Below are 25,644 nucleotides of genomic sequence, written 5' to 3'. Positions count from 1 at the left end.
TTCTTTGACGACCTGTCCGACTTCATTGTATTGCCACTCGATGACGTATTCGCCGGTTTTCTCGGAATCGATGTAAATGTCGTGGATCTGCTTGATGCAGTTGCCGACGGGGTCATAGTAGTTGTGCTGGCTGGCGTATATGTTGCCAAAGCGGTCATAGGCAGGACTTTTTCAGGAGCGACTAAATAATTGATCATATTCAATTTTTACATCTTCTATTGTATAAAGGTAAGTTCTTGGAGAAATTTCAGTACTAAGCCCTGCTAAAAAAGTTAATGCCGAAAATAATTTTGATATATCATCGCTAGAATCATATTCCAATTCCCCAATTTCATTTTTTGCCATCATTTCAGATGCCCAAAAAGCCCCTTCTTCAAAGGTAATACTTTCATTAAGTATTTCTAAAAATTTCTCTTTTAGCAAATATTCATTAAGCTTCATATCACCAAATATTCTCTAAATTCCCACATTCATCAAACATATAATGAATTTTTATATTTGAATACAATTGAGGCCTAACCTGACGTATATTTAAATTAACATCCAAGGTCTCAAACCAACCTCGAGAACTTCCCATATCAGGATTAAATTCATGAACATATCTTTGACCAATCATTTCCCCTGGAGTCCTTGCTAGTTTCAAATCGCCATAATATCTTATTCGACCATTTTCAAGATATTTTACGTTTGACATACCGTATTCTTCACAATACCTCAGATGTCTTTGTAAATTGGCTCCGGCTTTTGAGCTTAAAGCATTGTATTGAGTAGCTCCACATTTTTTCTTAGCTGCCTTCTCAGCACTCGCTGCTACAGATGCAGCCTTGGCATCTGCCACAGCCTTCGCACCTTTCACCCGAGCCATAGGAGCTGCTATCGACACGGCATCAAAAGCCAAGCTTCCCAGCTGCTCGTAAGACATGCTGCAAACCGCATCGATCCCCCATGCTGCAATCTGTCCTAGATCGCCTGCGAGTGCAGCGTCTCCTATCTCCTGCAACGTATCGTAGTTGTCATACGCACATTTCCCTACGCTGTATGCCGTCATCCCCACCGAGTACGCTGTCATTGCAGACGACACGGCAGCCCCTAACGGAGGACAAAAAAATGACACTGCCCCGACAACTGCCCACTTGGCCACACACGCCGCCCCTACTTGAGCTGCCGATGCTGCAAACCCCTTGAAAAATTCCTTCATCGACAAACCGTACGGATCGCAAAACCTTAAGGGGTTGCTGTGCACATAGGCATAGAGATTGGGGCCGTCTGCAAAGCCTAGAGGATCGGGAGTCAGCCATTGACCAATTGCAGGGTCATAAACCCTTTTGTAAAAGCGCAAAAATCCTGTCTTGCTGTCTGCGCGCTGCGAATAAAACTGCCAGGGGGAGTGCTCAATTTAATCATGACATTCCAATTCATTCTTCAGGTAATTTCCTTAATTCTCACAACCTTTGCTTAAGAGCGTGTAGGCAATTTAAATGAGATGCAGATTGCGGTAGATTTTTCTCTAGGAGAATTGCTTGGAAGACGAAGTAAACTGGTATCAGTTGCTGAGTCTGAAAGCATTCTCTATGGAAAAAAGATGGCGCAAGATGTTCTCATTTAAATTGCCTACACGCTCTAAATAGTATGGATAACCTGCTTAAATTCTTTGAGAGAAAACTCCCAGATTTCGCTATTAACTGGAGGATAAATGACGAGTTTCATGTTATCATAACCTTCTTCTTGAGTTAGGAAGAGCTGCTAATTGATTGTCATATCCTAATATCAGCAATCAAGTCTTCATAATTACCAAAAACTCTAGGAAAAACACTTCCAGACCTATTCCCGTGTTTATCCAAAACCCTTCCAGCTCGTCTCAATCCTCTTTCAAATTTTCCATGATACAATCCAACTCGTCTCTTTGAAAATTTCTTGGAGCTCGTCAAAGTTTTCTGCCCAGTAATCATATCCTTCAGCATATCTTGAAAATTTGCTATCCTTAGAAACTAATATTAAAAAATTTCCAGAGTTTTTATCAGTTTCTTCTACTCGAAGAAACCAACCTTTTGACTTTCCTGAAAGGATTTTACCCGTTTGATCTAGTTTAATCTCTCTATTCATAAAAAATAATATGGTTGTTAATATACGGTTCTCTTGTGCCATATTTAAAAAGTTCTAAGTAAACATGAGGGTAGCCTGGAGAATGCTTTCCTAACAATGAGCTTGTATCCATGCGAAATTGCCTCAATCCATCCGCACTTCTAAACACACCACTACCAGATTGCCCCATCTCTCTATATCCAGAACCTAAAAATTTTTGCCCCGCATCCAAAGCTTCATCAACAGACAGCCTAAACCTACTGGCAATATTCCCCTTGTTGCTCATGGTTTCATGAATAACAGCATCCACTTTATTAAATTTATTAACAACCGGCGTACTCTTAGCTGCCTTCTCAACTTTCTCCGCTACAGATGCAGCCTTGGCATCTGCCACAGCCTTCGCACCTTTCACCCGAGCCATAGGAGCTGCGATCGACACCGCATCGAAAGCCAAGCTTCCCAGCTGCTCGTAAGACATGCTGCAAACCGCATCGATCCCCCATGCTGCAATCTGTCCCAAGTCGCCCGCGAGTGCAGCGTCTCCTATCTCCTGCAACGTATCGTAGTTGTCATACGCACATTTCCCTACGCTGTATGCTGTCATCCCCACTGAGTACGCCGTCATTGCAGACGACACGGCAGCTCCTGCCGGAGGACAAGCAAATGTTACAGCCCCGACAATTGCCCACTTGGCCACACACGCCGCCCCTACTTGAGCTGCCGATGCTGCAAATCCCTTGAAAAATTCCTTCATCGATAAACCGTATGGATCGCAAAACCTTAAGGGGTTGCTGTGCACATAGGCATAGAGATTGGGGCCGTCTGCAAAGCCTAGAGGATCGGGAGTCAGCCATTGACCGATGGCAGGGTCGTAAACTCTTTTGTAAAAATGCAAAAACCCTGTCTCGGCATCTGCACGCTGCGAATAAAACTGCCAGGGAGAGTGAAAATCTCCTGTTGCTTCGGTTTCGCCAAAAGCTGAGTAGCGATACTCTGCACTTTTGTTCAACGCCTCATCCAAAATGACGCACACACTTCCCCGATAATCGCAAAGGGCGGAAAAAAGTCCTTGAGAGGTCTCGATCCCGATTGTCGACCTGCCGATCAACCTTAAGGCATCGGGATTTCCGAGGTCGTAGTTCTTGTAGTAAAAAAAGCACTCGTTGTTACGGCTCATTAAACGGCCGAAGGAGTCGTAGCTGTAGCGGATGCCGTCTGCTTCAATCAGACGGTTTAAAGCGTCATACTGATAGCAAGTGCTTCCCTTGACGATGCGGTTGCCGTCGCCATCGTAGGCATACTCAGACTCCCCGTCGAAGGCCACCTGCTGCAGGGGGGTGTGCGAATAGGAGAGGCTGTCTTTCTCTAGGCGGTTGTTCAGCGAATCGTACTTGTAATGGGTGTTTTGATCGGAGGTGAGCTGATAGAGGAAATCGTAGGTGTACGCTTCCTCGTTGTCTTCGACAAGATTGCCGACGGCGTCAAAGGCGAGGTGCTGCTTAAAGTTTTTTGAGACAATGGAGGCGATCCGCTGGTTAGGATCGTAGGTGTAGTCAACGACCTCTCCGTGAAAACCGGTTTCTTGGATGATGTTGCCGGCTAAGTCGAGTGTATAGCGATGCTCTTGATCTCCTCGCTTAACGGCGATTAAATCGGCTGCATTCCAGATGTAGTGCACTTCGGAGAGATCGGGAAGGATGATTTTAGTGAGCCTGTTTTGGCTGTCGTAGTCAAAGCGGCTTTCATACCCGTTGGGCAGGCGCTCTTTGGTGATGTTGTTGTTCTCGTCATACTCTCTTTCAAGCAGGGTTTGGTTGACGAGGTCTTCTGAGGAAATGAGGTTGCCGACGGGGTCGTAGCGGTATTGATAATGGATGGTGCTGTCGGAGGAAAAGAGCTCGGACACTCTGCCAAAATGATCGTAGGCGTAGCAAAGAGAGGCGCCTCCGGGTTTGATTTCGCATGTTTTTTTCCCTAGCGCATAAAAGGTCTCGGTGGTTTTTAGGTTCTGCTCGGTTTCTTTGACGACCTGTCCGACTTCATTGTATTGCCACTCGATGACGTATTCGCCGGTTTTCTCGGTATCGATGTAAATGTCGTGGATCTGCTTGATGAGGTTGCCGACGGGGTCGTAGTGGTTGCGCTGGCCGGCGTATACGTTGCCAAAGAAGCGGATCTCTTTGCGGATGCAGTTGCCGCTCCAGTCGAATGTCTCCCACTGCTCTTGCCCTAAGGGGTCTATCCGTATTTTTGTGAATTGGTCATCAAAGAGGTAGTGATAGGTGGTTTCGTTTCCTTGGGGATCGATAGTGGATGCGATGAGGTTATGGGAGTTATAAAGGGTGCGGATTTCTGAATACTCTGTTAAAGAGGTGTATTGACGCTCCAGGCAGATGTTGCCAAAGCGGTCATAGGCAAGGGTTTTCTTGCGCAGGAGCTTTTGACGGTCTTCGACTCTTTCTTCGATGACGCGGTCTAAATTGTCAAACTCTTTGATCTCGATGCGGTCTTGGGTTTTGGTGCAATAGAGTCTGCCTAAGGAATCGTAGCTGTATTCTTCGAGGCGGCTGCCTCTTTGCATGGAGGTTTTTCGGCCGGCGGGGTCATGGGTGTATGTGGTTTTGATGCCTCGGGCATCGATTTCGAAAATGAGGTTTTTTCCTTTATAATGCTTGGTGGAAACGGCAAGGCTTTTCCCCTCGGGGCTGAAGATCTCTTCTTTGATGACGCGGTCTAAATAGTCGTAGGTGTATTCGGTATAGGATCCGTCTGCTTCTGTTTTGATATGGAGGGTGCTATCGAGGCGGTACTGGTTGCAGGTAAAGGTGCCGTCGGGGTGGGCGGTGGTGAGCACCTGGCCGAAGATGTTATAGCTTCTATGGGTCTGATGGCCGTTTTTATCTGTGGCGATGATGGGATGATTGAAGATGTCGTAGGTGGTTGTCTCTTGATTGCCTGAGGGGTCGATGGTGGAGATCAGGCGACTGCTTTGGTCATAGATAAAGATGGTTTTGTTGCCGTAAGGGTCGGTTGTTCTTTTGCGGTTGCCGGCTAAATCATAGGTGTGGGTGGTGATAAGGGTTTCGCCATCTGCATGTTCTTCTGTTTCTTTGATGAGCTGGTTGTATCTGTTGTAGTGGAAACGGGTGATTTTTCCTGTGCCGAAGTGCTCTTCGGAGGTTTTTCTGTCGAGGTGGTCGTAGGTATAGAGGGTGAGTTCGCCTAAGGGGTTGATCTGGGAGGTGATGTTGTTGTGGGCGTCGTATTCTGTATGGGTGGAGTAGGCATGGCTTCCCCCGGCGTCGTAGGTTCTTTGTTCGATGGGCCGGTTGAGGTGGTCGTAGTGGTTTTCTTTGCGGGAAAGAAGGATCCACTCTTTTGTTTGGGGGTCCTGGTAAAGCTTAGAGGTGGAGAGGGGCAGGAGTTTTTCGTAGGTGTTGACGGTTTTGAGGCGATAGGTGGCGTTCGTAAGGTCGTCAGCCTCTGATCCGCTGCCGTCGTCTTCGATGATCTCTGTTGTAAATCCTGCGCTGTTATAGGTGTAAAACTCTCTGAGCTGGCAGACGCCTTGGCTGATGATTTGTTTGGATTGGACAAGCGAGGTGCCGGGATGGTAGGTGTAGTGGATTTCTGTGCCGTTTGGCTTGATCTCTTTGGTTAAGCGGTTCTCTTCCGAGTACTCGAATGCGGTTTCTTGATGGGGCTGATCCTGGTTGGGAAATGCGACGGCGCTGTCCTGATTGCCTGTGATCTGTCCGTATGTTTTTTTGCTTAAGGGGTTTCCGTTTTTATCGTAGGTGTAGCTGATGTAGTGGAGGCAGGTGTTTGTGGAGGTTTCAAATAGTGCAAGGCTTCGGATGTCGGCAAGGGGGGTGTAGCGGTATTTCCAGCATCTGTTGGCTGCGCAGTCTTCAAATTGGGTGATTCTGCGGTTGTGGTAGTTGAAAATCTGCGCATTTCCAAGGGGACAGGTGACGATGGTTTGATCTTTTTTATAGGAAAAGGTGTAGAGTTTTTCATGGCCGCCGTACTTTTTGGGACGCTGGATGTTTTTGACTTTCCCTTTGTGGTGCTTGTCTGTTTTGAAGTACTCGATTTTGAGCTGCTCGGATCCTCCTTTCCAGAGTTTGCAGAGTTTGCCGGCTCTGTTGTATTCGTAGCCTTGGGCGGGAAGGTGGCCGGCTTCGACTGCCTTTAGGCGTTTTCTGGAATCGAAGTGGTAGGTGCAGTATTTTTGTTTATCGAGGCTGGCGTATTTCGTGTCTCCGTTTAGGATGAATAAAGAGGACAAGCGGCTGCCGTCGGCATCTTTTTGAAAAACGGACATGGAATCAGAGGGATAGAGATAGTGAAAGGTTTGTCCGTTAGGGAGCTCTTCTAGTGTGAGGCGGTTGTCGCGATCTTTTTTATGTATAAAGTGTCTTAAGGCTCCGTTGGAGAGCCGGGCTCTCCATTTGCCTTGGCCTCCGCTGATGTGGATGTGCCCTAGGTGCGGCTCTAAGCGGTTTAAGGGATTGATCGAGCCGGTGTAGCCGGATTCTTCCCTAAAATCGAAAGGGATAGAGAAGGTGCCGCCAGCTTTCCCTTCATAGGGGATCTCTGAGGATTCGCTTGTCGAAAGGGCGGCTTTGATTTGATCTTTTTTTTCTCTGATCCAGAGGTTGGTGGGAAAGGTGTGGGACATTCCTTTGCCGAAAAAGCCTTTGCCGCTATTGCCGCTGTCATAGCTGCGCACGAGCTGAAGGGTGCCAAGGCCTGCTGCCGGAAGGTCGGTTTCGGAAAAGAAAAAGCTGCCGGAGACGGTGTTGACGCAGCCGGCAACGACTGCCTGCGGCTGCTGGTCGGCTGACAGACGCCCGGGGATCTCGTTGTCGGATGCATAGAGGGTGGAAAGGAAGAGGAGGAGTAAAAAAGAGAGTTTGCGCATTTTCATCTAGTCCGATTTTGAAAATGCAAACTTTATAAAAAAAAATTTGCTTGTCTTGCAAGGAATATTTTTTTAGGACAGATATTCTCGCCGCTGAAAAGCATTGCCGATTTGCAGCTGAGAGCGGTATTTGGCCACTGTGCGCCTTGCGCAGTGGATGCCCCTCCTCTCCAAGAGCTTTGATAGCTTTTCATCGGAAAAAGGACATTGTTTATTTTCCTCATCGATCAGCTTAGCCAACGCTTCCTTAACGGTTCGAGAAGAGATATCTTCCCCCATATCAGTCCGATAAGCATTTGTAAACAAAGATTTCAAGGAGACAATTCCGCGAGGAGAATCTAAATATTTTTGCGATACGGCTCGAGCGACAGTGGATTCATGAACGCCCAATTCATCGGCAACCTGCTTCATCGTCAACGGAGTAAGAGATCCTTCAGGGTTGATAAAATACCCTTTTTGCACTTTAGCCAAGTAGGTTACAATGCGGAATATCGTCTCATTCCTTTGATCGATATTTTTAAGCAGCCATTTGGCCGAAAGCAGCTTTCCTTTGATAAATTCTTTCGTCTCTCTGGAAACTGAAGGATCCTCCATCATGCGCAAATAACGCCTGTTCAAGCGCAGTGTGGGAACATAATCATCGTTGACGGCAACAACCAGTTCTTCCCCCTCTTCTTTCAAAGAAACATCCGGAACAATATGCTGCACAACATTTTCAACATATCTTCTCCCAGGGTGGAAATCAAGACGGACAATTGTTTTCTGCACAGCCTCATTGACCTCCTGAAGAGAGCGTCCCAGCTGTTTTTTAATTTCCGGAATGCGGTTGTGAAGCAGATCGCTGTAGTGTTCCTGAACAATGCGATAGGAGAGAGAATTCTTTAAATTTTTTCTCTCCAATTGAATGAGTAAGGAGTGCTGAAGAGAAGTTGCTCCCACGCCGAACGGCTCAAACGTCTGGATCTCAGTCAGCACCTTTTTCAAAGCTTCGACAGAATAACCGCTTAATTGAGAGGCTTCCTCGATGGAATTCGTGAAAAATCCGTCCTCATCAAAATACCCGATCAACAACTCCGCAATCGCAATCTCTTCCAAAGAGTCCAGACTCTCACGCGCTTGCTTGACTAAATGCTCATACAGTGTCTCTTTAACCGGTATCGATTGCTCTAAAAATGTTTTGAGTTTTTCCTCTTCCTGTGTTCGATAAAGCGAATAGTTTTCGCTTTGGGCGAAATGATCTCTAAAATCCTCATCAAGCCGCTTCATGATCTCAAAGTCGTCGCCATTGAAATCGAGCTCTTTTTCGGCCGAAACATCCTCTTCTTTTACAGTTTCTTGCTCTGCCGGCTCCTCTTCCATCAGTTCGATTACAGGATTTAACTCCATTTCCTGCTCGATCGCTTCGATCATCTCCTGAATGGGCATCTGCATAAAATTGAGAGCCTGCTGCATCTGCGGCGACACCATCAACCGCTGAAGCTGCTTCACATTTTGCGTTTGCTTTAAATTGAAATTCAAGGATATAGGATTCATGAACCCCCTCCAAAAGCAGTCCTGCTCCTATTCTCTCTTATTTCATAAATCCTCACCTATTGGCAAGAGAAAAATGCTTCTATAAAGAACTAAAAGGATGATGCGAAAACGCCCCCTTTTTCTGATTTGGAGCCTGCTCCCTTTTTTTCTTCGCTATTGGAGCCGTTCCCTTGCTTTTTGATTTCGCACTCAAAGAGATCCGCTTTAACTTCTGATCGACATCGAGCACTCTGACTTTAAGCCTGTCTCCCGCTTTAACCACATCGCTGGGCTCTTTAATAAATTGATCTGACAACTCAGAGATATGCACTAAACCATCCTGATGCACTCCAATATCGACAAACGCACCAAATGCGGTTACATTCGTTACAACCCCTTCCAGTTCCATGCCTGCTTTCAAATCCTCGATTTTAGTAACATCATCTCGAAATTTTGGCGGTTCAAACGATTTTCTGGGGTCGCGACCAGGCTTCTTCAGCTCGTCTAAAATATCTTTCAGGGTTTCGAAACCCACTTCGCCCGATTGATAGCGGCCAAGGTCGATCGCTTCCGCTCTTTTTGGATCGCCAACAAGCTCTTCAACGGTAACTCCCAAGTCCTTTGCCATCTGCTTCACGAGTTCATACCTTTCGGGATGAACGGCAGAGCTGTCCAAAGGATTTTCACCTCCTTGTATACGGAGAAAGCCAGCCGACTGTTCAAATGCACGCGCACCTAAACCTGAGACCTCCATTAACTGCTGACGCGATTTAAACTCGCCTCTCTCCTCACGAAACTGCACAATTTTTTTTGAAAGCGATGGACCGATTCCCACAACATAGGACAAAAGAGAGGGGCTGGCGGTATTCAAATTCACTCCCACCTGGTTCACACAACTCTCGACAACATCATGCAACTTTTTTTCCAATAAAGCTTGATACACATCGTGCTGATACTGCCCCACTCCTAGGGATTTGGGCTCCACTTTGACAAGCTCAGCCAATGGATCCTGCAAACGACGCGCAATCGAAACCGCCCCTCTGATGGTCAAGTCAAGATCGGGGAACTCTTCTCTAGCCACATCAGAGGCGCTGTAAACGCTTGCCCCGCACTCGCTCACTTGAACAACAATGATCTCTTTCATCTCTGACTGACTAAGGAGATTTTTGACAAATGTCTCCGTTTCACGGTTCCCCGTCCCATTTCCGATCGCAATGGCAAAAGGGGTGTGTTTTTTTACAAAGCGATAAAAATCATTGCGTGCCTGATCAAGCCCTTTTTCCCCTTTTGTCAAATAAAATGTGGTAGAATCGAGATATTTTCCCGTGGTAGAAACGGCAGCACATTTGCATCCTGTACGCAATCCGGGATCGATGCCGATCACCGAACGGTTGCCCATCGGAGGCGACAGCAACAAATGACGCAAATTCTGCTCAAATATTTCAACCGCATCGCGGTCCGAACTCATCTTAAGATCAACCCGTACATCAGACTCGATACTTGTTGACAACAGCCGTCGATAACTATCTTCGACAGCCATTTTCAATTGCTTCGAATAAGGAGAGCTGCTGCTAACTCTAGCCCTTTTTTCCAGTTCGCGTAAAATCGGCTCCTCCTCAACTTCCAGGCGTACGGAAAGCACCATCTCTTGCTCCCCTCTGCGAATGGCAAGATAGCGATGAGAAGGAATTTTTCTAACCAATTCGGAAAAGTCGTAATACTGTTTAAACTTTGAGTCTTTCTCCTTCCACTCTTCTTTTGCCTGAGAAACAAGCAGCGCATCCTGCTGATACGCTTCCCGCAAGAATGCACGGTTTTCAGCATCTTCTGAAATCCATTCAGCTACAATGTGGCGAGCGCCTTCGAGCGCCTGTTCAGCGCTTTCTACGCCCTTTTCTGCATTGATGAAGGCAGCAGCATCTTCTTCAGGGTTTCCATCCACGCCTTGCGCAATGATAAGCGCTGCCAGTGGCTCCAACCCCTTTTCCCTGGCAATCGTTGCTTTTGTCCTTCTCTTAGGCTTGTAAGGGAGATAGAGGTCTTCAAGCGCGCTTTTTGTCTCGCACGCCTCAATTTTTGATCTAAGCTCTTCTGTTAATTTTCCTTGAGACTCGATCGATTCCAATATCGCCAAACGCCGATCATCAAGCCCCTTTAAATATTCCGAACGCTCTTTAATTTCGCGCACTTGAACCTCATCCAAGCTGTCCGTCATCTCTTTTCGATAACGCGCAATGAACGGAATCGTATTCCCCTCTTCCAGTAATTTCAAGGCAGCGCCGACGCGGCCGATGGAAAGATTAAGCTCGGATGAAATCTTGGCAATGTGTGTCTGATTCATAAAACTTCCTTGGAATCGTTTGCAGGAAAATAAATTTTGAGTTCATTTCAGTCTCAAGATAAAATTGGAAAAAACATCATACAAAAGACTCAATTGTGAAGCTACGTTTTTTAGGAGCAGCAGGTACTGTCACAGGATCAAAAACACTTATCGAAACTAACGACTGCGCGATCCTTGTCGACTGCGGACTTTTTCAGGGATACAAAGAACTCAGAGGAAAAAACTGGAGCGGATTTCCAGTTTCGATAGAAAAGATCCATTCCGTCATTCTTACTCATGCCCATATCGACCACAGCGGCTATCTGCCCATTCTTGTCCGAGACGGCTTCAAAGGAGACATCTACGCGACTCCTGCCACGCGCGATTTATGCGAAATCCTGCTCAGGGACAGTGCCAGAATTCATGAAGAGGACGCACGCCGCGCTAATAAATATGGATACTCCAAACATAAACCTGCCTTGCCTCTCTACACTGAAGAAGACGCAATCCGTTGTCTCAGGCAATTCAAGTCCCTTGACCTTGGAATCGACACTCCCTTAAGCCGCTCCCTAATCGTCCACGCCAGCCGGGCAGGCCATATCCTCGGTTCGGCAATGCTGACATTCCGCACCAACGAAGAAACGCTTGTCTTCAGCGGAGATTTAGGCCGTTCTAAAAGCGCAATCATGCCTCCTCCAGCACAAATTCAGGTTGCAGACGACCTCATTTTAGAATCAACCTATGGCAACCGTCTGCATCCCGATGAAGACGACGAACAAAAATTGGGAGAAATCATCCGAAAGACAGCAAAAAGAGGCGGCGTTGTCTTGATTCCCGCATTCGCCGTGGGGAGAACACAAATTGTCCTCTATCTCATTCATCAACTTAAAGCAAAAAAACAGATCCCTGATATTCCTATTTTTTTGGACAGTCCAATGGCTCAGGACGCAACCGACATCATGCTAAACTACAGCAATGAGCATACGTTGAGCCCCGATCTCTGCCGAAAGGTCTGCTCAACTGCCCAATATGTGCAAAGCGCGCAAGATTCAAAGCAGCTGCATGGCAAACATTATCCCATGATCATTATCTCTGCCAGCGGAATGGCTGAAGGGGGAAGAGTGTTGCACCATTTGAAAAAATACGCCCCGGACCATCACAATTCCATTGTGTTTGTCGGCTTCCAGGCTCCGATGACGCGAGGCGACCGAATCCTTCAAGGGGCAAGAGAAATTAAAATTCATGGGAACATGGTTCCCGTTCGCGCCAAGATCGAACTTCTGGAAACGCTGTCAAGCCACGCAGATTATCAGGAAACTCTTAGCTGGCTGAAAGGATTTGTCAAACCTCCGCGTCAGGTATTTCTCAACCATGGAGAACCTGCAGCCTTGGGCGCTTTGAAGGATAAAATTATCGACACTTTCGGCTGGAGGGTGACCATTCCAAGCTACATGGATCTATACGAACTATAACTTGTTCCGCTTTCTTTCGTTTTCGGTCAAATAAACCTTGCGCAACCGTATCGTATCGGGGGTGACTTCGATAAGCTCATCGCTATTAATGTAGCCGATAGCGTTTTCCAAAGTCATCTTCCTCGGAGGAGTCAAAATGATGTTTTCATCCGACCCGGAAGCACGCACGTTTGTCAATTGCTTCCCTTTGATCATATTCACAACCAGATCGTTTTCACGGGCATTCTCCCCAACGATCATCCCTTCGTAAACCTCATCGCCAGGAGCGACAAAGAGAATCCCTCTGCTTTCAAGATTGAAACAAGCGTAAGCATTGGCTTTTCCCGGGAGCATGGAAACAAGGGAACCGTTTTTCCTACTCTCCATTTCACCTTTCCAAGGTGCGTACCGATCATAAATCGCAGTCAAAATGCCAAGGCCGCGCGTCGTCGTCAAGAAATCGTTGCGGTATCCCATCAAACCTCTAGTCGGAATGAGGAAGTCCATATGCGTGATCCCGTGCTCGTTTGTGTGCAGATGCTGCATCTCTCCCTTTCTCTTAGAAAGCTGTTCGATCACCGCTCCGGAATACTCCTCCGGCACTTCAATGTGAACATTGTCGATCGGCTCATGCCGAGCGCCATCTACCTCTTTAATGATCACTCGCGGCTTCGAAACACAAAACTCATACCCTTCTCGCCGCATCGCTTCAAGAAGAACAGCCAGGTGCAATTCCCCTCTTCCAGAAACAGTCACTCTCTTTTGATCATCAGCAGGTTCTGTGATCTGGTAGGAAATGTTAGACCTTTTCTCCCGCTGCAAGCGGTCTCTGATCTTATTCATTGTGACATGCTTTCCGCTTTTGCCGACAAAGGGGCCGTTATTGACCAGAATATCGATCGATACAGTCGGCTCCTCAATCGCAATAAGCGGCAACGGCTCCACCTTTTCCGGAGAGCATAAAGTTTCACCTATTGTGACCTCAGGCACCCCGGAAAGCAAAACAATGTCCCCAACTCCGGCTTCGGGCATCTCCACTTTTTCAAGCCCGCTGTGCCCTTCAATCTTCGTGATTTGATGCCTTGATTGAGCGCCTTCGCGATTAATATGGACAACCTGATCCCCTTTTTTAATCTTCCCGCGCAAAATTCTCCCGCACGCCTGACGGCCGACATAATCGTCATAACCGATCGTCACTGCCTGCAATAGGAAAGGTTCCTCGATCTCTCCACTAGGAACAGGCGTGCGCCTGACGATGAGATCCATCAATGGGATAAAATCTTTTTTTTCATCGCCTAATTCCTGCACGGCATATCCCTGAATGCCGGAACCGTAGCAATAAGCAAAATCCAATTGCTCATCATTTGCCCCCAACTCCACAAACAGATCAAATGTCTCGTTAAGAACACGCTCCGGATCAGCATGCGGACGGTCGATCTTATTTAGAAAAACAATCGGCTTAAGCCCCATTTTCAAAGACTTTGACAAGACGAAACGGGTCTGCGGCATCGGTCCTTCCTGCGCATCGACAATCAACAGCACCGAGTTCACCATTCCGAGAATCCGCTCAACTTCTCCCGAGAAATCAGCGTGCCCCGGAGTATCGATCAGATTGATTTTGTAGTCTTCATAGGGAATAGAGGTATGTTTGGCAAAAATCGTGATTCCTCTTTCCTGTTCCTGGTCATAGGAATCCATGACCCGCTCAGGAACATCCTGATTTTCTCTGAAATTGCACGACTGCTTCAGCAGACCGTCCATCAAAGTTGTTTTCCCATGGTCGATATGTGCGATGATTGCAATATTCCGTATTTTGTCCGACTGGTGCATGCAGATTTATCCTAATATTATGTAGTTAAGCGCCAGAATTTTAACAGTTTTTTGGATTTTTTCAATAGATTTTTTAATCTCCCAATCAAGAAAGCAACTCAAGCATTCTGTTCTTAGAAGCAACATCCTTACTGCTAGTCCAATAACACAAGCGAACTTCTTTGATGGAAGTGTCGGGATGCTCGCTGAAAAAATCTCTGACTGCTTCAAAAGCGAGCTCGGCGGCATGTTTGGGATTAAAATTGAAAATTCCGATGCTGATCGCTGGAAAAGCGATACTTTCTAAACCCTTCTCATCCGCTTTCAACAAGCTGTTCATGTAAGCGGCTTTAAGAAGCTGGTCTCCACCAGGAGTCGATCCTGTAGGACCAACCGCATGAATGACATGTTTGATCCCTTTTTCATTTAATTTACCCGAACCGGTAATGTAAGCATCACCGATATTGCAAGAATCTAACTTTTTTGCTTTCAACTGCTCAACACATTCATCATAGATCGACTTCCCTGCCGCTCTTCCTATGATCCCGTCAACTCCGCCACCACCTCTTAATTTTGTGTTAGCAGGATTCACAATAGCATCCACCTTTTGCTCAAGCAGATCCCCTTGATAAATTTGCAATCGAGCCGAGCCAAACGTTTTTTCAGCTAAAAGCACCGGTTCAAATTTTTGAGCTTGAGGCTTCTGAGTTCCAATCCCATGCTCTTTTGCAACCTTGCTAACGGATTCATCAGATGGAGAAGGATGATCGACTTTACGGGCAAAAAAGCCGTAAATCAAACAACCTAAGTGGACGGTAAAGAGAGAAAAGATTCCCAATGCAATCGATGAAACCAGCGCAAATTTTCGCTCATTTTTTGTATCGGCGTCAAAAGGATGAAAAATTAAGTGCGTAAAAAAATTTGAAAAATCTAATTTCATTTATCCCTCTTTTCCTTCAGGCATACCGAACCAACTTCAAAAACAGATTCTTTAGATTGATTCGGTATAATCTGAAGCACAATTTGATAAGTAAACTCTAACCTTTTTATTATTTAGTTATTCTATCAAAAAAAACAGTAAAAAATCAAATATGTTTTTGGTTGTCATAAGAGCATGTTTACAAAATCTAAAAATTATCTTTTACAACATGAGAACTTTTCAAAAAAATCACTTATGGGTTAAAACGGTATTTTTCTTTGTAAAAAGGCACTTTCTTGTGATGCCTGAATCGACAGCCTGATCCGTTACGGGAGGATATATGCGCCAACTCACATTGATTATTGGAATCTCAATTGCGGTGATCGCAATGACTTCGAGCATAAAGACAACTCCTAAGCCGGAAAAGATCCAGCAAAATCCCCATATCGATAGCGGAAAACAAGCAAAAGATTACAAAACAGCTCAAGAATTTCTGGAGAATCAAGAACCTGAAGAAGCTCTTGAAATCATTCACAGGTACAAAACGGAAATGGAATCGCTGTCTCCCCAAGGCTTAAAATGGATCGAACTTTTTATCCAGGGATCTGTCGATATCAAAGATGTTAAGCAGCTTGTCATCCTTTATGAATTTTTTCCCGAAATTTTCAAAGAGCACGAAGACGCTTCCTTACTTGTCGCTGATGCTTATCTTAACACTAACAATACGAAAAATTACAAAAAAATCCGCTCTCTCTGGACCGACAGGGAAACTAAGGCTGCGTCTTGGTTTCTTCTGGATGTAGACCTTACTCTTTTGGAAGGGAAAAGACCGGAAGCGATCGGAAAGTTAAAGTCCAGGACATTTAACAACAAAGCAGACGTCGGCCGTCTCGTACGTCTCGCTCTTCTCGAAGGCGGCGAAGACCCGAAAAAAGCGTGGTTTTATCTAGCTGAAGCCTATGGAAAAGACCCCTTTAATCCCGACGTAAGATCCTACCGTGCCAAACTATTGGAATCTGTCGGAAAACATTCATTGGCTCAAAAAGAGTATCAAGCCGCCTCTCAAATCAGCCCATCTAATCTTTTCTTAAAAGATCAGCTAGCGGATTTTTATCTTAGGCATCAGCAATACGCAATGGCTCTCGAGCTCATGCAGGCAAACCTTGCACCGCCATCCCTTGACAGCCTATGGGTAAAAACTCTTTTCTGGAGTAAAATCACTACCCCACTGGACTTTGACTGGACAGACGCTCCAATACCAGATGGAAACATGAACACTTTAATCCGCTATCTCATCAGTCTTGATCAAGATCAATTCTGGGATCAGAAAGTGTATACGCGCGTTGCAAACGGCAATGATTTTTTAAAAACCTGCCAGGAAACCTTTTGGCTGCGTGTGCTTCAGGAACTTAGGGACAAAAACGAAGTAGAAGCCTATAAACTCTTACGCTACAATCCATTCACGATAACCTCTTGGCATCCTCATCTGGAGGTGGCCTTGAAAAGAGTTGCGAACTATCGAAAAAATAAGACCTTGAAATTAGAGGCCTCGCAAATGCCTCATAACGAACTTCCTCAAAGGTTTCCAGAAACTGCCTACCCTAAATTTTTTGAAGAGCTTGAACAGCTGGCAGAATCCGGAAAAGAAGTTCCTCAGCCTTTGCATCATCTTCTGATGGGCAAAGAAGCTTATACAGCAGTCTTTCTTGCTGCAGGCTGGCTAGAGGCAGGACTTGCGCTGCATGTTCTCCCTATAATTCCAAACGATTACCCTGATTGGCTGGCTTTCGCGATTACGCAAGCGCTTTACCATAACCGCTCAGGTCTTGAAGCAAGAGAGTTTGCCGCTCTACAGAAAAAAACGCCGAAACTGCAGCTCTTGCTGGCAGAAATCACAATCGCGGGCGGAGACAAAGAAGCAGCATTGAAAGAACTGCTTCCGCTTGCGAAAGAGGATAGCGATACTGGATACCGCGCCGCTTGGTTAGCAAGCCTGATTGACATTGAAAAGCAGGAGTACGAAAAAGCGCGCACGATTATCGGTTCGCAGCCAAGGCTCGTCAACGACGTTTTAGGGCAAGAAACGCTTGCGCGAATTGCTCACTTGGAAGGCGACCAGTACCTGGCTAACAGAATTTACAAATCTATCGAAAAAAAATCGCCGGAAGCCAGATCATACCTTGCACGCAAAGCATTTCAAGAACAGAACTGGGAGCGTGCACGCGCACTTACCGAACAGTTAATTATTGACTATCCGGAAAACCCTACCTTGCAGGAAAATTTGAAAAAAATCAGAGAGAAGCAAAAAATAGGAAAGGATTCTTCAATTCATTAGCAATCTGCGTCTTAGAGCGTGTAGGCGATTTTACGAGAAACAAACGAGTTGATCTTCATCCCAGGTATAACTTCGGGAACATCTAGGGCAGTTCATGTGATCTTCGGGAGGTGAATCAAAATCCACAATCTTGATTCCGCAGATACAGACATAACCGATTAGCCGAGCAGGATTGCCCACCATCAACCCTTGACGGGGAACATTGCGTGTAACAACTGATCCCATGCCGATCAAAGAATAGGGAGAAATCGTGATCCCCGGCCCGATCGATGCGTTAGCTCCGATCGTTGCTCCTTGACACACGCGAGTCATCATCGTTTCGGCTGTTGGGCCGGAAGGTTGAAGTTCAGTCAGTTCGATATTCATCGACCGTGGATAGGTTTCGTTCGAAAAAACAACTCCTGACGAGATCATGCACTGGTCTTCAATGATCACGCCATAGGGGATATAAACCATTGCATTGACTTTTACGTAGTTCCCTATGTCAACATAATAGCCAAGATAACTTTTTTCACCGATGATTGAATGATGTCCAATCCGCGCGTGCTTGCGTACATGCACATGATCCCAAATGACTGTTTCATCCCCAATTTGAACTTTTTCTTCCACAATTGCAGTCGGATGGATTTTGGAAGAAGACATCTATGACTCCGGTTAAACATCAAATACATTTTCCAATAATGATCGGTATAACCATCTTTGTGATTTTCCAGCTACATTTTTTCTTAGAGCGTGTCGTCATGAATAGACCCTCCCTCTTTTATACCGAATCAACTTTCATGCAATTACTGCAGAGCCTGCTTGACAAGTGCTCCAAATGTTGGTTATAAATTTGCCCAATGAAAACGCAATATCTTCTCTCTTTTATTACCTACTTCACCATCCTTTTAGGCATTGGCTACATTTCACACCGAAAACAAACATCCAACGCAGAATTCATCGTCGGAAACCGCTCCCTTAATTTTTGGGTCACCGCATTATCCGCCCACGCTAGCGACATGAGCGCCTGGCTATTCATGGGACTTCCCATGGCCATCTACTTTCAAGGACTATCCGGAAGCTGGATAGGAATCGGGCTGCTCATCGGCATGTTCCTTACTTGGCAACTGATTGCTAAAAAACTGCGCGTGTCCACCGAAAAATACAACAGCTACACACTGTCAACGTTCTTTGAAAAGCGGTTTGAAGACACGTCCGGCACCTTGCGCATATTGACGGCAATCATCCTGCTTTTCTTTCTGACTTTCTATATCGGTGCAGGATTAACCGCCATGGGCCTCCTTATCGAATCTCTTTTCAACATCGACTATTGGTGGGGACTGACATTTGCCCTATGCGTCGTCGTTGCCTATACCTTCGGCGGAGGCTTCATCACCATCGCCTGGACAGACTTTTTCCAAGGTCTATTTTTGCTATTCATGATTTCCATAGTCCCTATCCTCATGCTGCTGAAATTTCCCGACATTTGGACAACAATCAAGCAACTGGATCTACTGGAACCCAATTATTTGAGCTTGATGGGCGACATGTCGATCGGCTCCGTCATCTCCTCTGCTTTTGCCGCATTGGCATGGGGGCTTGGTTATTTCGGAATGCCGCACGTGATCACAAAATTTCTGGGAATTAAAAACGCAGACGAAATGAAGAAATCAAGAAACGTTGGGATGACCTGGCAGTTCCTTGCCCTAACAGCTTCGATCGCCGTTGGAGTTATCGGATTTGCTCATTATCAAGGGACTCTTTCCAACCCGGAATTGGTCTATGTAGAAATGGTTAAATTGCTCTTCCATCCTTTCTTTGCCGGGTTCGTTCTTTGCGGAGTGCTGGCGGCCAACCTTTCAACAATGGATTCCCAAATTCTCGTATGCGCCTCTGTCATAGGGGAAGATCTCTTTAAACGGATTGCAAAAAAAGAGCTCTCGCCGCAAGCTTTAGTGCGCGCCTCTAGATGCGGCGTCATCATCATAGCGCTTTTTGCTCTCATCATTGCTTACGACCGTCAAAAAACAATCATTGAAGCTGTATTTTATGCCTGGGCCGGGCTTGGAAGTGCATTCGGTCCTCTGGTTCTGATGTCTCTCTATGATTCTAAAGCGAACAAGTACGGCGCCGTTTGCGGCATCATCGTCGGCGCTCTTTTCGGCTCTCTCTGGCCGTTCATCAACCCTTATCTATTTGCGTATCAGCTACCGGCGACAATCCCGGGATTTTCATTAGGCCTGCTAAGCATCTATGGCATCAGCAGGATCACCAACAAACAGATAATCGCTCAATGAGAAAACTCATCCTTGCTTTCTCATTGACTTTATCGGTGACAATGATCATCCACCTCCTTGGAACAGAAAAGCGCAAAAGCGCTCAACCCCCAAAACCAGACATCACCTATACCATTAACAATACCCCCACAATCCTCAAAACAGAACGGATCGGCATCAATCTTGGCCAAACAACCTCTTACGGGACTTCTCAATTTCTCAATAATCTTTTGCAAAATCCCGGGCTTGAAGGGCAAATCGACCGCATTCTTGTGATTGTCTCGCAGGCGAATCAAGACAGTTTCTCCGATGAGGCTGGATGGGGGTATCCAAATGGAGAGTGGAACGAGGCGGAATTCCAGATCCGTACGGGACAATCAGCCGGAAAAAGAGGCCGCATCAAACGATCAGTGAATTCGGGAGACAATGGATTTCCCCAATATTTTTCCTACTCTCCCCTTCCGTATATTGAACCCAATGATCTCATTGTGCTGACTCGAGTAAAAAGGCCCGATCCTTTGGATCTCTGGGAAACCCATTTTTCAAAGACCGCTGAAATCGATCCTGCGATATCGCGTCCTCAATCTGCCGGCTCTCAATCCCTGAAACTTGTTCCAACATCGACTTTGAGAGCTGAAATCACCTACGTCGCAGATGCAATCGCAGAAAGAGCCGGAAAAGGGCTGCAAATCGAAGGAAAGTGGAGATTCAGGGTTTGGGCAAAAGGGGAAAAGCCCAATGGAGAACTGACAGTTGTTTTCACAAGGCAAAATAGTGCCTCTCCTTTCTTTAAATCGACTCTTGAGTTGACCACGGAGTGGCAGGAATATGTGATTGATTTCACCGGACACGACTCCGGCCCACCCAAACCATTAACGCTGACACTCACAGCCTATCAACCCTTCAACACTGTATGGCTCGACGATCTCTATTTAGGAAAACTCGACCAAGAAGACGTTCCTTTTCGAAAAGAGATTGTCAATGCGATCAACGAGCTGTCCCCATCGTTTATTCGAGAATTTCCCTCTTTGGGAGATTCATGGGAAAACCGCGTGGCTTCTCCCCAAAAGAGGAAAACCTGGCTGAAACGTTTAGCCGGAGGAAGAAACGAAGCGATCTATAGCTACTCGCTTCCAGAATTGATCTTTCTTTGCAAAGAAGTGAAAGCAAATCCATGGATCATCGTTCCTCCCACTCTATCCAATTACGAGTGCCAGCAGATGGGGTATTTTTTACAAGAATACGCTTCGGATTTTTCAGAGGTAATTCTGGAATTCGGACACGAAAACTGGAACTGGCTGTTCCGCCCAACAGCCATCCCTTATTACCGCGAACACGGAATCCTTGCCAACCATCTCTTCGGCCTCATTTCCAAAGCGGCGGGAAAAAAAGTGAATCTGATCAAGCTGGTCAATGGCCAGTACTCCGTTCCTGGAGAATCGATACAATTCCTCAACATGGCACAGACTGCAGACGGATTGGCGGTCACCCCTTCTCTTCTTCCCTCGCTTGATCGCGCCATTCCTGATAAACAGGCTTTACAGCTGCTATACCGTCAAAATTTTTCTCAACTACATGAAATCGCTCGAGAAGTTTATGCTGTAGACAAAGAGTTGGCGCTTTACGAAGCGAATTTTAATACAGTCCTAGGCGATGCACGCGGGTATGAAAGAAACCGGCTCATTTCCGGAGCTGCTGCAGGATCAGCTTTAGGCAAACACCTGATCCATTTCTTATTTACGGGAGCTCGTCCAATCATGGTCTATAACCTGGCCCAATACGACACAACAACATGGGAAGTTGAAGACTTTGTCTATCTATGGGGCATTGTCAGGGATTTTGGCCCTCCTATTAGATTTCGTCCGACTGGGCTGGCTGTTAAGCTGCTCAATCAGGTGATTCAAGGAAGCATGTACCGGCTCGAGCCGGTTGAAAATCATTCAAATTTTTCTCAAGGGATCACCATAGCTGCATTCCGCGGTTCCAATTCCTGGAGCCTGGCCGCCGTTTCCGAATCCGATCAGCCGCGGACGATCAAAGTCGATTTCCCTCAAGACGGCAAAACCATTCCAACAATCACCAACAGCCTTCAATTTCAATCGCCATTCGACAACAATGAAAAAAGTGAAGCTGTTACCATTGAAACGCTTGATGCCATCATAAAGGGGCAATCAGTGATCTTCACGCTGCCTGCTTATGGAATGGTTGTGATTGGAAGCAACAATGCCTTATAGCAGAGAAAGCCCCAGCCCTGAATACCTTCGTCTTATCAAGGAATACCGCTCTCTTCATCTCAAAGGAAGTGAAACACCTCCAATCCCAAAAAAGAGCATTTTTGCCGGCATGTCGACGTTTAAGGCTGCTGAAAAAATCCGCCGCTGCCTGATAGAAACTCCCTGTCTGACGCTGCTTAACTACGGCTGCGGCAAAGGACAGCAATACCAAAAAATTTTCCGCTCTTCTGAAAAACCTGATGAATTATCTACTCTTAAAGACTACTGGAGATTGAAATCCATCGCCTGTTATGACCCCGCATATCCGCCTTTTGAAAAAATGCCCAAAGGAACCTTTGACGCAGTCATTTGCATTGATGTTCTCGAGCATGTTCCCCGAGAAGACCTAGAATGGATTTTGCAAGAAATTTTTTCCAAGGCGAACAGATTGGTGTATCTTGCTATCTCCTGTTTTCCTGCAAGAAAAACATTGCAATCAGGCGAAAACGCCCACTGCATCATTGAACCTCCAAAATGGTGGCATGAAGAGGTTGAAAAAACAGCCGCAGCTTTCCCTAAAATCAAGCGGTACATTGTCTGTGAGAGTTCCTAAGAGCGTGTAGGCGATTAACGGCCTGATCTATCTGCAAATGTGAAATGACGGTTGGCCAGGAAACTGAAGCAAGAAGATGAACAAGTGGCAAAGAACTGTGATATCGGATACCACATCCCAATTCTTTCCGTCAGAGCCCAGAAAATCACGACATTAATCGTCATCGAGCCGCTCATGACCATTAGATAACGAATCAGAGCAACATGGTGGCGTGCACTAGACATAAATGCCCAAAAATACAGAAGAAGATAATTGACCACGCAGCCGGAAATAAACCCAGTTGCAGAGGAAAAAGTAGGGTTTAAGTGGAACACTTCTACGAGAGTGACCAGAACGAAATACTGCATTGAGACAGACAAAGCCCCCGCAATGCAAAACCTGACCACATCTCCCCAAAACGCCTGATTTTCTCTAAAATGATGCCGCATTCACAATACTTTCCCGTTATACTGAGGCCAAATTTTGAGTTCATTTCAGTATAAAAAACAAAAAGAGAGGCGGGTATACATGAGAGCGTGTAGGCGATTTTAATGAGATGCAAAATGTTCACATTTAAATTGCCTACACGCTCTGACTCTCTTGGCCACAACCGTTAAGAGTGTAACATGAATGAAAATCTTATTGAAGTAAAATTTAAATTACCCTGCCAACAAGATCGTAGCCGGAAATGTCTGTGATTTCCACTCGATACCGCTTTCCAAAAGCATCGACGCCTCTGGAATCATTGATCAGCACCTGTCCATCAATTTCTGGACACTGCCCGCGGTGGCGGCCTACCATCAAAACACGTGTCTCGGGATGGTAGCCTTCAATGACTACATCTAGGACACGCCCGACCCACTTCCTCATCTCTTGTTCAACGACATGTTGCTGGATCTGCATTAACCGATCGTATCGATCCTGCTTCACTTCCTCAGCAATCTGTTCTGGAAGACCGTAGGCATGGCTGCCGGGCTCTCGGGAGAATTGAAACACTCCCACGTTATCCAAACGCTGCTCTTCTAAAAACTGAGCCAATTCCAGAAACTGCTCTTCAGTTTCTCCAGGAAATCCGACAATCAAGCTGGTGCGGATAGAGATGTCCGGAATCTGCTTTCGCATGGTTTCAATTGTCCCGATAATCTGCGCTCGATGAGTTGCGCGGTGCATGCTTTTCAACATGTTGTCATTCACATGCTGGATAGGCATATCGACATAGGGGCAGATACGGGGCTCTTCTTTCATCAATTGGATCAACTCACCTGTAATCTCGTCGGGATAAAGATACATCAAACGCAGCCAGTAATCTCCTTCCACTTTCAACAATTCCTTTAATAAATGGATCAGCCCGTCCGTGCGCTTGAATCCGATATCCTTTCCCCAGTCGCCTAAATCCTGCGCAATCAAGATCACCTCTTTGGCTCCCTGGTTCAAAAGAACGCGGAACTCCTTGAGAACTTGTGCGGCGGGCTTGCTCTTCAAACGCCCTTTGATCGTCGGGATAATGCAGTAGGCGCACTGTTTGCGGCACCCTTCAGCGATCTTCAAGTAGGCATAATGATTCGGCGTGGAAATAGTTCGTGGAACTTCTCCTGCCTCCAGATAGCTTTTTGCACTTGTCACCTGTTCCCCTTTTTCTCCGGACCGCACAGCATCTAAAATCCCCTCGACATCACCAGAACCCAAAAAATAATCAACGGGGCTAGTAATCATCTCTTTATGGCTTTGAACCATGCACCCTGTAACAATCACTTTAGCTCCCTCTTTGCGCTGTTTCAGAGCATCATTGATCGTTTGAAGCGATTCGTCGCGCGACGCTTTTAAAAACCCGCATGTATTGATCACAATATGATCAGCTTCTTCAAGCGTTTGCGAAGGTTCGTACCCTGCCTTCAGCAAAATGCCCAGCATCACCTCGCTATCAACCAAATTACGGGGACATCCAAGGCTAATAAAGGAAATTTTATTGCCTCCAAGGGAAAAATTCGGAGAAGCTGCCACACCTCTTTCCTGCTTATGCATTTTCAACATATAGAAAATCCTTTGAAAAATACTCTATCAATTTTATTGAGAAATATTTTACAACATTCTTGGAAAAAGAACAGTGATAAATCGCAAAGATGACAACACTTATGAAAAAAGTGCAGTTCAAGGGGAAATCAAAGGATAATTTTTTGGCGGAAGTGCGCCGGCGAGTCGAAGAGTCTTTTTCCAAGACTGGCCAATCCGGACATGCCAATCTGGTTTTACACCTTAAAGGACTGCTTCTTTTTTGCAGCGCCGCATTCTTTTGGTCTTCCCTAATGGCGGGCTGGCTCCCTTCCATTCCCCGCCCGTTTTTATGGATGGTTTTTGGAATCAATCAAGGTCTTCTTGCAATGAATGTCGGTCATGACGCACTGCATGGATCCTACTCTTCCTCGCAAAGGATCAATCGCTGGCTAGGTTATTTTTCCTACGACTTGGTGGGCTTAAGCTCCCTTGTCTGGAAATTCACCCACAACCAAGGACACCATATCTATACAAACATTGCGGGGCATGACCCGGATATTAATAAACCTGGCCTGCTGCGCCTCTCCCCGCATGACCCTCTCTACAGCGCACACCGTTTCCAACATTGGTATATCTGGCTGCTTTACTCTCTGGTCGGTTTGAATTGGGTCTTGATTTCCGATTACCTGTTTGTATGGGAGATGCGCAAAAAAACCTCTCTTAAAGAGCTGATCTTCTTTTTCTTTTTCAAAGCAGTCAACTTCTCACTAGTCATCCTTTTTCCACTCTTTTTCAGTCAAATGACGTGGCAACAGGTGTTGATTGGCTATCTCTGCATGCAATGCGCCGGCGGCCTAACCGTATCGATCATCTTTCAATTAGCGCATGTAGTGGAAAACGTGGAATTTCCTCTGCCTGATGAGAACGGAGTGCTCCAGGAAAACTGGGGAGCGCATGAAATGCGCACAACCTCTAATTTCGCCGCGAAGAGCCTCCTTGTTACCCATCTTTTTGGAGGATTGAATTTTCAGATCGAACATCATCTCATGCCGAATATCTCCCATATCCACTACTTCAAACTCTCGCCAATTGTCAAAAAAACAGCTGAAGAGTTCGGACTTCCTTATCATGAACAAGCGAGCTTCTTCGCGGCAATCATTTCCCACACCCGCCTGTTAAAAAAATTCGGTACGCCTCTTTTTTTGGTCTTTATATTTTTTTAATATTAATCATTCAT

At 46.0% G+C, this 25,644-nt stretch carries 17 protein-coding genes; 6 read left to right on the top strand and 11 right to left on the bottom strand.

The window, feature by feature from the left end:
• Nucleotides 1-171: 171 nt before the first annotated feature.
• From WCW_RS00850 to WCW_RS00825, 6 genes are all read right to left on the bottom strand, one after another.
• Entirely contained in the window at nucleotides 172-441 is a 270-nt protein-coding gene (locus WCW_RS00850) for a hypothetical protein (RefSeq protein WP_013181280.1), read from the bottom strand.
• Between the two features lies 1 nt (nucleotide 442).
• On the bottom strand, nucleotides 443-1,396 hold the full coding sequence (locus WCW_RS10345) for an RHS repeat-associated core domain-containing protein (protein WP_227738838.1): 954 nt from the start codon (nucleotides 1,394-1,396) through the stop codon (nucleotides 443-445).
• Between the two features lie 473 nt (nucleotides 1,397-1,869).
• Nucleotides 1,870-2,103, bottom strand: a complete 234-nt coding sequence (locus tag WCW_RS00840) for a hypothetical protein (RefSeq protein ID WP_049767092.1) — start codon at nucleotides 2,101-2,103, stop codon at nucleotides 1,870-1,872.
• Nucleotides 2,096-7,015, bottom strand: coding sequence for an RHS repeat-associated core domain-containing protein (locus WCW_RS00835; RefSeq protein WP_013181277.1), 4,920 nt, complete (start codon nucleotides 7,013-7,015; stop codon nucleotides 2,096-2,098). The genes WCW_RS00840 and WCW_RS00835 overlap by 8 nt, the downstream gene beginning before the upstream one ends.
• A gap of 66 nt (nucleotides 7,016-7,081) precedes the next feature.
• Nucleotides 7,082-8,542 carry an RNA polymerase factor sigma-54 gene (gene rpoN, locus WCW_RS00830; RefSeq protein ID WP_013181276.1) on the bottom strand — a complete coding sequence of 487 codons (1,461 nt, stop codon included), beginning with the start codon at nucleotides 8,540-8,542 and terminating at the stop codon, nucleotides 7,082-7,084.
• Between the two features lie 79 nt (nucleotides 8,543-8,621).
• Nucleotides 8,622-10,862 carry a Tex family protein gene (locus tag WCW_RS00825; protein ID WP_013181275.1) on the bottom strand — a complete coding sequence of 747 codons (2,241 nt, stop codon included), beginning with the start codon at nucleotides 10,860-10,862 and terminating at the stop codon, nucleotides 8,622-8,624.
• Nucleotides 10,863-10,957: 95 nt separating this feature from the next.
• Between WCW_RS00825 and WCW_RS00820 the strand changes: the two genes are divergently transcribed.
• On the top strand, nucleotides 10,958-12,313 hold the full coding sequence (locus tag WCW_RS00820; RefSeq protein WP_013181274.1) for an MBL fold metallo-hydrolase RNA specificity domain-containing protein: 1,356 nt from the start codon (nucleotides 10,958-10,960) through the stop codon (nucleotides 12,311-12,313).
• On the opposite strand, the gene typA is transcribed toward WCW_RS00820, so the two are convergent.
• Both typA and WCW_RS09620 read right to left on the bottom strand, forming a co-directional pair.
• On the bottom strand, nucleotides 12,308-14,122 hold the full coding sequence (gene typA, locus WCW_RS00815; RefSeq protein WP_013181273.1) for a translational GTPase TypA: 1,815 nt from the start codon (nucleotides 14,120-14,122) through the stop codon (nucleotides 12,308-12,310). The genes WCW_RS00820 and typA overlap by 6 nt on opposite strands.
• Nucleotides 14,123-14,207: 85 nt before the next feature.
• Complete coding sequence (locus WCW_RS09620; protein WP_013181272.1) at nucleotides 14,208-15,041, bottom strand: macro domain-containing protein; 834 nt, start codon at nucleotides 15,039-15,041, stop codon at nucleotides 14,208-14,210.
• A gap of 319 nt (nucleotides 15,042-15,360) precedes the next feature.
• On the opposite strand from WCW_RS09620, the gene WCW_RS00805 reads away from it, so the two are divergent.
• The gene (locus WCW_RS00805) at nucleotides 15,361-17,355 is read left to right on the top strand and encodes a tetratricopeptide repeat protein (protein WP_013181271.1); all 1,995 of its coding nucleotides are present in this window, start codon (nucleotides 15,361-15,363) and stop codon (nucleotides 17,353-17,355) included.
• Between the two features lie 30 nt (nucleotides 17,356-17,385).
• On the opposite strand, the gene WCW_RS00800 is transcribed toward WCW_RS00805, so the two are convergent.
• Nucleotides 17,386-17,997, bottom strand: coding sequence for an acyltransferase (locus WCW_RS00800; protein WP_013181270.1), 612 nt, complete (start codon nucleotides 17,995-17,997; stop codon nucleotides 17,386-17,388).
• 197 nt (nucleotides 17,998-18,194) lie between these two features.
• Between WCW_RS00800 and WCW_RS00795 the strand changes: the two genes are divergently transcribed.
• From WCW_RS00795 to WCW_RS00785, 3 genes are read left to right on the top strand one after another with little or no spacing between them, the layout of a single operon-like run.
• The gene (locus WCW_RS00795; RefSeq protein WP_013181269.1) at nucleotides 18,195-19,631 is read left to right on the top strand and encodes a sodium/proline symporter; all 1,437 of its coding nucleotides are present in this window, start codon (nucleotides 18,195-18,197) and stop codon (nucleotides 19,629-19,631) included.
• A complete protein-coding gene (locus tag WCW_RS00790) occupies nucleotides 19,628-21,844 on the top strand; it encodes a hypothetical protein (RefSeq protein WP_013181268.1) in 2,217 nt (738 codons plus the stop codon). Before WCW_RS00795 ends, WCW_RS00790 begins: the two co-directional genes overlap by 4 nt.
• Nucleotides 21,834-22,436, top strand: a complete 603-nt coding sequence (locus WCW_RS00785; RefSeq protein ID WP_013181267.1) for a class I SAM-dependent methyltransferase — start codon at nucleotides 21,834-21,836, stop codon at nucleotides 22,434-22,436. The genes WCW_RS00790 and WCW_RS00785 overlap by 11 nt, the downstream gene beginning before the upstream one ends.
• 14 nt (nucleotides 22,437-22,450) lie before the next feature.
• Here the strand turns inward: WCW_RS00785 and WCW_RS00780 are convergent, their stop codons facing one another.
• Both WCW_RS00780 and rimO read right to left on the bottom strand, forming a co-directional pair.
• Nucleotides 22,451-22,864, bottom strand: a complete 414-nt coding sequence (locus WCW_RS00780) for a GtrA family protein (RefSeq protein WP_013181266.1) — start codon at nucleotides 22,862-22,864, stop codon at nucleotides 22,451-22,453.
• A gap of 205 nt (nucleotides 22,865-23,069) precedes the next feature.
• Nucleotides 23,070-24,437, bottom strand: coding sequence for a 30S ribosomal protein S12 methylthiotransferase RimO (gene rimO / locus WCW_RS00775; RefSeq protein ID WP_049767143.1), 1,368 nt, complete (start codon nucleotides 24,435-24,437; stop codon nucleotides 23,070-23,072).
• Nucleotides 24,438-24,547: 110 nt separating this feature from the next.
• Here rimO and WCW_RS00770 point away from each other — a divergent pair, with 110 nt between their 5' ends.
• Nucleotides 24,548-25,630, top strand: a complete 1,083-nt coding sequence (locus tag WCW_RS00770; protein WP_041941659.1) for a fatty acid desaturase family protein — start codon at nucleotides 24,548-24,550, stop codon at nucleotides 25,628-25,630.
• Nucleotides 25,631-25,644 lie beyond the last annotated feature (14 nt).

It is taken from the genome of Waddlia chondrophila WSU 86-1044 (genome assembly GCF_000092785.1).
Taxonomy (GTDB): Bacteria; Chlamydiota; Chlamydiia; order Chlamydiales; family Waddliaceae; genus Waddlia; species Waddlia chondrophila.
This window is presented reverse-complemented; position numbering and strand designations above follow the sequence as displayed.